General features: G+C 46.7%; 1 protein-coding gene. It reads left to right on the top strand.

Annotated elements, in window-relative coordinates:
* A partial coding sequence (locus KDK18_RS11810; protein ID WP_257255118.1) for a WD40 repeat domain-containing protein occupies positions 1–1,352 on the top strand: 1,352 nt, incomplete at its 5' end.
* Positions 1,353–1,541 lie beyond the last annotated feature (189 nt).

Here is a 1,541-nt window from a genome sequence, read left to right as displayed (position 1 = left end):
AAGATGAACTCCAGAAATGGTTGAAGCGTTTTACAAAGGATGAGGCATTAGTCAATTCAGTCATGGATCGCCATGGGAGTATTCATTTTCCTGCACTGTTCTTTTCCACTCTCACCAAACTGATGTCCGAATGTAAAACATTTAAATTAGAGATTAAAGCCAGCATCCCCTGTAGTAGTTCAGAGGACTCAGCTACCTTCAGCGCCGATGGCCACCACCTGATGATCGCCTGTGACGATAAAACATGGAAAATCTATGGCCGGGAGCGCGATGGATCGTGGAAAGAAAAAACGACTATTTCCCATGACGACATTGTCTTCTCAGCCACCTTGAGCGCCGATGGTCGCTATGCAGTGACCGCCAGTAAAGATGGCAAGGCGAAAATCTACGGCCAGAAGGACGATGGGTCATGGGTAAAAAAAGCCGTTATTCGCCACGATTGTTTTGTCCTGTCGGCAACCTTCAGCAGCGATGGCCGCCATGTGGTGACCGCTGGCAATGATGGCAAAGCGAAAATCTATAGCAAGAAAAACGATGAGTCATGGATAGAAACAGCCATTATTTCCCATGATAAATCGGTCGACCAAGCCACCTTCAGCGCCGATGGTCGCCATTTGTTGACCTTCAGTAGCGATGACAAGCTGAGAATCCATGGCTTGGAGGCCGATGGCTCATGGGAAGAAAAAGCCATCATTCGCCGCGATCGTTATGTCAATTCGGCCACCTTCAGCGCCGATAGCCGCCATGTGTTGACCTCCAGAGACTATTGCAGGGCGATCATCTACGACAAGAAAGACGATGGATCATGGGAAGAAAAAGCCACTATTTCCTATGAAAACAGGGGCAACTCAGCCAAATTCAGCTCCGATAGCCGCCATTTCATCATCTGCAGTAGTTATAAAATGGCAAAAATCTATGGGCAGAAGGACGATGGATCATGGGAGGAAAAAATGACCATTTCCCATGATGATGTGTTCATTTTTTCAGCAACCTTTAGCGTCGATAGCCGCCATGCGATCACCTGCGGTAAAGATGACAAGGTGAAAATCTATAGCCGGAAGGACAACGGATCCTGGGAAGAAAAAACTATCATTTCCGTTGATTGTGTCATATCAGCAACCTTTAGCGTCGATGGCAGCCATGTGGTCACCTCCAGTATTGATGGTGAGGCGAGAATTTATGGCCTGGAGAGCGATGGATCATGGAAAGAAAGAACCACCATTACCCATCGCAAAGGGATCAGGTCAGCCACCTTCAGCGTCGATGGCCATGTGTTGACCATCCATGACGGTAATAGGGCGAACATCAGTGAACTATGGATGATTGACCGATCGTTTAGTGTCACTCATTGACCCAACCCCACATTATTCTTCTGCAACAGAAACCCGCTTTCTACTCATTGGTCATTTTCCCGGATCAACGTCCTGTTTAACTGTTAGTTTCACTGACATCAATGTTATGAACTTTCATGCTAAAACCGACTCTAAGCCGCAGAATCAATTTTGAATATCCCTGCCAACCAGGGAAAACAACAACTTTTA

It is taken from the genome of Endozoicomonas sp. SESOKO3 (assembly GCF_024606255.1).
The sequence above is the reverse complement of the archived record's forward strand: the minus strand, read 5'-3'. Positions and strand labels throughout refer to the sequence as shown.